Below are 6,207 nucleotides of genomic sequence, written 5' to 3' on the forward strand. Positions count from 1 at the left end.
CGCCGGATTCGGAGACCTGGCCGCCGGAGGCCGGCACCTGCCCGGCACCGCCGGATTCGGAGACCTGGCCGCCAGGGGCCGGCGCTTGCCCGGCTTCGCCTGAAGCGGGGACCTGGCCCGCACCGCGCGGGGCCGGCGCCTGCCCGGCACCGCCGGAGGCGGGGACCTGCCCGGCACCGCCAGAGGCCACCCAGCCAACACCCGCGGCGGACGCCGGCCCCGCCCTACCGGAGGCGGCGACGGCACCAGCCGGGCCGGCCGCCTGCCAGGGGCCGCCCGGCGCCCACGAGGGCCGCCGGGCCGAACCCCAGCGCAGCACGTCGGCGCTGCCCAGCCGCCCCACGGCGGGCACGGCGGGACCCACGTTGGCCTTGGGGAAGCGCAGCGCCGCCGGGCCGTCGCGGTGCGCGACCGCCTCGCGCAGCAGCAACCGGAGCTGCTCGCCGTCGCGCGGTGCGGCGACCCGCATGCCGGGGACCATGCCGAGCAGGGACAGGTCCCACATGCCGTGGTGCGACGGGCCGTCACTGCCCGTGATCCCGGCCCGGTCGAGCACGAAGGTGACCGGCAGCCGGTGCAGGGCGACGTCCATCATCACCTGGTCGAACGCCCGGTTGAGGAACGTCGAGTAGACGCAGACCACCGGGTGCATGCCGCCGGTGGCCAGCCCGGCGGCCGAGGTGACCGCGTGCTGCTCGGCGATGCCCACGTCGAACGCCCGGTCGGGATACCGGTCGGCGAACGCCTGGAGCCCGGTCGGCCCGAGCATCGCCGCGCTGATCGCCACGACGTCGGGCCGCGACGCGCCGAGCGCCACCATCTCGTCGGAGAAGACCGACGTCCAGCTTCGCGCCGACGACGGTGGCCCGGCCGGGCCGACCGTGTGCATCCGGTCGGCCTCGTGCTGCTCGGCCGGCGGATGCCCGAGGCCCTTGCGGGTCAGGCAGTGCACCACCGTCGGCGTGCCCAGTGACCTGGCCTTGCGCAGCGCCACCTCGACCTCGGCCGCGTTGTGGCCGTCGACCGGGCCGAGGTAGGACAGGCCCAACTGCTCGAACACCGACGCCGCCGAACCGGCGGCGGAGGCGGAGTGCAACGACACCAGATGCGTCGAGACCGCGCCGGCGGTCGGCGCGTAGGAGCGGCCGTTGTCGTTGAGCACGACCACGATCGGCCGCTGCGGCGCGGCGCCGATGTTGTTGAGCGCCTCCCACGCCATGCCGCCGGTGAGCGACCCGTCGCCGACCACCGCTACCACGAACCGGTCCGGCCGGCCGCCCAGCGCGAACGCCTTGGCCAGCCCGTCGGCGTAGGACAGCGCCGTCGAGGCGTGCGAGTTCTCCACGATGTCGTGGGCGCTCTCCGACCGCGACGGATAGCCCGACAGCCCGCCCTCCTGGCGCAGGCTGTCGAGCGCCGCCCACCGGCCGGTGAGCATCTTGTGCACGTACGCCTGGTGCCCGGTGTCCCACACGAGCGCGTCGTGCGGCGAGTCGAACACCCGGTGCAGCGCGATGGTCAACTCCACCACGCCCAGGTTGGGGCCGAGGTGACCCCCGGTCTGCGACACCGACTCGATCAGCCGCGACCGGATCTCCCCGGCCAGCGCGGGCAGCGCCGACTCCGGCAGTGCCCGCACGTCGGCCGGGCACTGGATGCGCTCCAACAAAGGCATCGCGTCACCGCCCGACGGCTGCCCGCACGGACTCCTTGAGGGAGCCGAGAGTGGCGATCACCGCCGTCGGCTCGTATCCACAGTGGGCCATGCAGTTGGCGCAACGCGGGTCCTTGCCCCGGCCGAACGCGTCCCAGTCGGTGTCTTCGATGAGCTCCTTGTAGGTGGCGGCGTAGCCGTCGTCGAGCAGGTAGCACGGCCGCTGCCAGCCGAGCAGCGAGTAGGACGGGATGCCCCACGCGGTGCAGGCCAGGTCGCGCTTGCCCTCCAGGAAGTCCAGGAAGATCGGCGAGTGGTTGAGCCGCCACCTGCGCCGCCGGCCGTTGGCGAAGGCCTTGGCGAACAGCTCCCGGGTCTCCGTGACGCCGAGCCAGTGCTCCTGGTCGGGAGCCTTCTGATAGGCGTACGCCGGTGAGATCTGCATGTTGTCGACCTCGACCACGTCGTTGAGGTAGTCGAGGACGCCGATCACGTTCTGCGGCGAGTCGTTGCTGAAGAACGTGGTGTTGGTCATCACCCGGAAGCCGGCCGCCTTGGCCATCTTGATGGCGTCGATCGCGCCCTCGAAGCCGCCCTCCTTGTTGACGGACAGGTCGTGCCGGTCCTTGAGGCCGTCGACGTGCACCATCCAGGAGAAGTTGCGGTGGGGCTTGAACTTGTGGAGGTGTTTGGGCAGCAGCAGCGCGTTGGTGCACAGGAATACGATCTTGTTGCGGGCCAGCAACTGCCGGACGATCTCGTCGATCTCCTTGTGCATCAGCGGTTCGCCGCCCGCGATCGAGACCATCGGCGCGCCGCTCTCCTCGATCGCGGCGACGGCCTGCTCGACCGGCATCCGCTTCTTGAGCAGCGCCGCGGGCTGTTCGATCTTGCCGCAACCCGCGCACTTCAGGTTGCACGCGAACAGCGGTTCGAGTTCGACCAGCAGCGGGAACTTCTCCCTGCGGAGCAACTTCTGCTTCAACAGGTAGCGGCCCAGCCGAACGGACTGCCGGAATGGCATGGCCATCGTTCAGCTCACCTCCTTGGGCAATGTGAAACGCAGGACTTCCGGATCCGCGGGCGGTTCGTCCACGGTGAGGGGTCCGAGCCCGCCGAGACAGCCGACCAGTTCGTCGACCAGGGTGGGCGGCGCGGACGCGCCGGCGGTGACACCGATGTGGCGCACCCCGACGAGCGTGCGGAGGTCGAGGTCGGCGGGCTGGTCGACGAGCCGGGCCGGCACGCCTTCCCGCTGTGCGACCTCGACCAGGCGGAGCGAGTTGGACGAGTTGGGCGAGCCGACCACCAGCAGCAGGTCGCAGCCCGCGGCGATGTCACGCACGGCGCGCTGCCGGTTGGTGGTGGCGTAGCAGATGTCGTCGCTCCCGGGCGCCCGCAGGTCGGGGAACCGGGCCCGTAGCACGTCGGCGATCTCGGTCGCCTCGTCGACGGCCAGGGTGGTCTGCATCGCGTAGGCGACGTTGCCGGCGTCGCGCGGCACCACCCGGGCGGCCGTGGCCGCGTCTTCGACGACCACCACGTCGGCCGGCGCCTCGCCGACCGTGCCCTCGACCTCTTCGTGGTCGGCGTGGCCGATCAGGAACACGGTCGCCTCGCGGGCGCTGTGCCGGCGCACCTCGGTGTGCACCTTGGTGACCAGCGGGCAGGTCGCGTCGACCACCCGCAGGCCGCGCGCGTCGGCCTCGGCCCGCACGGCGGGGGAGACCCCGTGCGCGGCGAAGACCAGCACGCTGCCCGGCGGCACCTCGTCGACCTCGCCGACGAAGACCGCGCCGCGCCGCTCCAGGTCGCGCACGACGTGCGTGTTGTGCACGATCTGCCGGCGTACGTAGACCGGCGCCCCGAACCGCTCCAGCGCCCGGTCGACCACCTCGATGGCCCGCTCGACACCGGCGCAGAACGAGCGCGGGTTGGCCAGCCGCACTGCGCGCGGCCCGGTCGCGTCGGCCCACGCGTCGATGGCCGGCACCGCGAGCCGCAGCCGGCGCAGGGCGCGGATGCCGCGGGCGGCGGTGCCAGGGCGCAGCAGGGGCTCGCTCGGAGTGTCGACCACGACCCGGACCACCGCGAACGGCGACTCGGTGGGCGCCAGCCAGATCGACTCGGTGTCGACGGCCAGCGCGCCGGTGGCGGCCAGCCGCTCGCGGGCGGCCCGGCCGGCGACCCGGCGCTCGGAGGCGATCGGGCCCAGGTGCACGACCAGGCCCAGCCGGCGCAGTTCGGCGGCCAGCAGCGGGGCCGACGGGCACGACCGCACGCTGCCGTCGGGGCCGCGCACCTCGGTGGCCACCACCACGTCGCCCGGCCGCACGCCCGGTGCCAGCCCGCCGCCGACGCCGGCGACCAGCACCGGCCGCCCGCCGAGGGCACCGGAGGCCCGGAACGCCTTCGCCGCCCGGCGCGGTCCCATGCCGACCCGCAGCACGGCCGTGTGCGCGCGGCGGAGCGCCCGGCGCTCCACGCCCAGCGCGACACAGATGACCGGCGCCTGCCGGCGAGGGCTGGTCACGACGTGACGCCCAGGTAGCGGCCCAACGCCGTGATCGGGAAGACCAGCCGGTAGAGGTGGTAGTTGATGTAGAAGTCGCCCGGGAAGCCGGTGCCGGTGAAGTAGTCCTCGTCCCAGCCGCCGTCGCCGCGCTGGGTGCCGATCAGGTAGTCGACGCCGGCCCGGGTCGCCGGGTGGTCGGCCTCGCCGGCGGCCAGCAGCGCGAGCAGCGCCCACGCGGTCTGCGACGGTGTCGAGGCGCCCTTGCCGGCCCAGTTCTGCGGATCGTCGTAGGAGCGCAGGTCCTCACCCCAGCCGCCGTCCGGGTTCTGGTGCGCGACCAGCCAGTGCACGGCGGCCCGGACGGCCGGGGCGCCGGCGTCGACGCCGGCCTCGACCAGCGCCGGCACGGCCGCGCCGGTGCCGTAGACGTAGTTGGCGCCCCAGCGGCCGAACCACGAACCGTCGGACTCCTGGTTGCGCAGCAGCCAGGTGACCCCCCGCTGGGTCACCGGGTCGGCGGCGCGCCCCTCGATCGCGAGCATCTCCACCACATGTGCGGTGACGTCGGCCGACGGCGGGTCGATGACCTCGCCGAAGTCGCAGAACGGCAGCTTGTTGGCCAGCGTGCGGGTGTTGTCGGCGTCGAACGCGCCCCACCCGCCGTCGCCGGACTGCATGCCGACGGTCCAGCCGACGCCGCGGTCGACGGCGCCCTCGATGCGCGACCGCAGCGGGTCGTCGGCCGGCAGCCCGGCGGCGACCCGGCGCAGCGCCAGCACGATCTCGGCGGTGTCGTCGGTGTCGGGATAGAGGTCGTTGGCGAACTCGAACGCCCAGCCGCCGGGAGCCAGTTCGGGCCGGCGGACCGCCCAGTCGCCGGGCACCGCGATCTCCTCGTCGAGCAGCCAGCTCGCGGCCCGGCGGACCGCCTCGTCGGTGGCCGGCACGCCGCCGTCGAGCAGCGCGACCAGCGCCAGGGCGGTGTCCCAGACCGGCGACTGGCAGGCCTCCAGCCGGCGCACCCAGCCCTCGTCGGTCTCCTCGCGGATGGTGAACGCGTCGAGACCGGCGAAGCCGGCCTTGAGCGCCGGGTGGTCGAGCGGATAGCCGAGCAGGTGCAGGGCCAGCAGCGAGTAGACCCAGGGCGGCTGGATGCCGCCCCACGAGCCGTCGGCCTCCTGGCGGGCCAGGATCCACTCGGCGGCGCGCCGCTGGGCCAGCTCGCGCAACGGCCTGACCGCGTGCCGGCCGTAGAGCTTCAGCACCCGGTCCGCGCGCTGGAAGAAGCCGGTCCAGGTCCACGGCGCCGCTGGCTTCGGCGGCGGTGCGCCGGTGCGCAGCTCGTCGATGCCGATCGGCAGGGGCCGAACCGGGCGCAGGCTGCCGACGATGGTCAGCGGCACCACCGTCTGCCGGGCCCAGCAGGCCCAGTCGTAGACGTTGAGCGGGAACCAGCGGGGCAGGAAGATCATCTCAGGCGGCAGCTCGGGCAGGTCGTCCCAGGACCAGAGCCCGAAGAGGGCCAGCCAGATCCGGGTGAACACCCGGGTGCGCTCCAGCCCGCCCATCTCCAACGCGAACGCGCGCGCCCGGGCCATGTGCGGCGCGTCCGGCGGGTCGCCGGCGAGCTTGAGCACCACGTACGCCTCGACGGTCGTCGACAGGTCGCCCGGACCGCCGTGGAAGTTGGCCCAGGTGCCGTCGTCGCGCTGCTGCGACCGGATCCAGCGGGCCGCCTCTTCCGTCTGCGCGTCGGTGCGGATGCCGAGGAACTGCCGCAGCAGCAGGTCTTCGGCGTCCATGGTGACGTTGGTGGCCAGTTCGCCCTTCCACCAGCCCGCCGGGTCCTGCCGGAGCCGCAGGTGGCCGATGGCGGCCGTCAGCGCCGCGGCGACCGAGCGCGGCGGCTGGTCGAGCGACGGTGTTCCGACATCGACGGTGCTGGTCATGCGCGGGGCGCGCGGGACACGGGGGCGGCGCGCGGCAGAGGGGGACACCGCGCTCGGGGGGGGCGGGGGGTTGGAGGTGGATAAGCGCA

At 73.8% G+C, this 6,207-nt stretch carries 4 protein-coding genes; all 4 read right to left on the reverse strand.

Annotated elements, in window-relative coordinates:
* On the reverse strand, positions 1-1,675 hold a 1,675-nt coding region (locus tag AB0J74_RS14495; RefSeq protein WP_363448202.1), incomplete at its 3' end, for a 1-deoxy-D-xylulose-5-phosphate synthase.
* A 4-nt stretch (positions 1,676-1,679) separates the two neighbouring features.
* Entirely contained in the window at positions 1,680-2,684 is a 1,005-nt protein-coding gene (gene hpnH / locus AB0J74_RS14500) for an adenosyl-hopene transferase HpnH (protein ID WP_363448203.1), read from the reverse strand.
* A 3-nt stretch (positions 2,685-2,687) separates the two neighbouring features.
* Positions 2,688-4,187, reverse strand: a complete 1,500-nt coding sequence (ispH, locus tag AB0J74_RS14505; RefSeq protein ID WP_363448204.1) for a 4-hydroxy-3-methylbut-2-enyl diphosphate reductase — start codon at positions 4,185-4,187, stop codon at positions 2,688-2,690.
* Positions 4,184-6,118: a squalene--hopene cyclase gene (shc, locus tag AB0J74_RS14510; protein ID WP_363448205.1), complete on the reverse strand. Its 1,935-nt coding sequence runs from the start codon at positions 6,116-6,118 to the stop codon at positions 4,184-4,186. The genes ispH and shc overlap by 4 nt, the downstream gene beginning before the upstream one ends.
* Positions 6,119-6,207 lie beyond the last annotated feature (89 nt).

Source organism: Asanoa sp. NPDC049573, from assembly GCF_040676615.1.
In the GTDB taxonomy this organism is placed as follows: domain Bacteria; phylum Actinomycetota; class Actinomycetes; order Mycobacteriales; family Micromonosporaceae; genus Asanoa.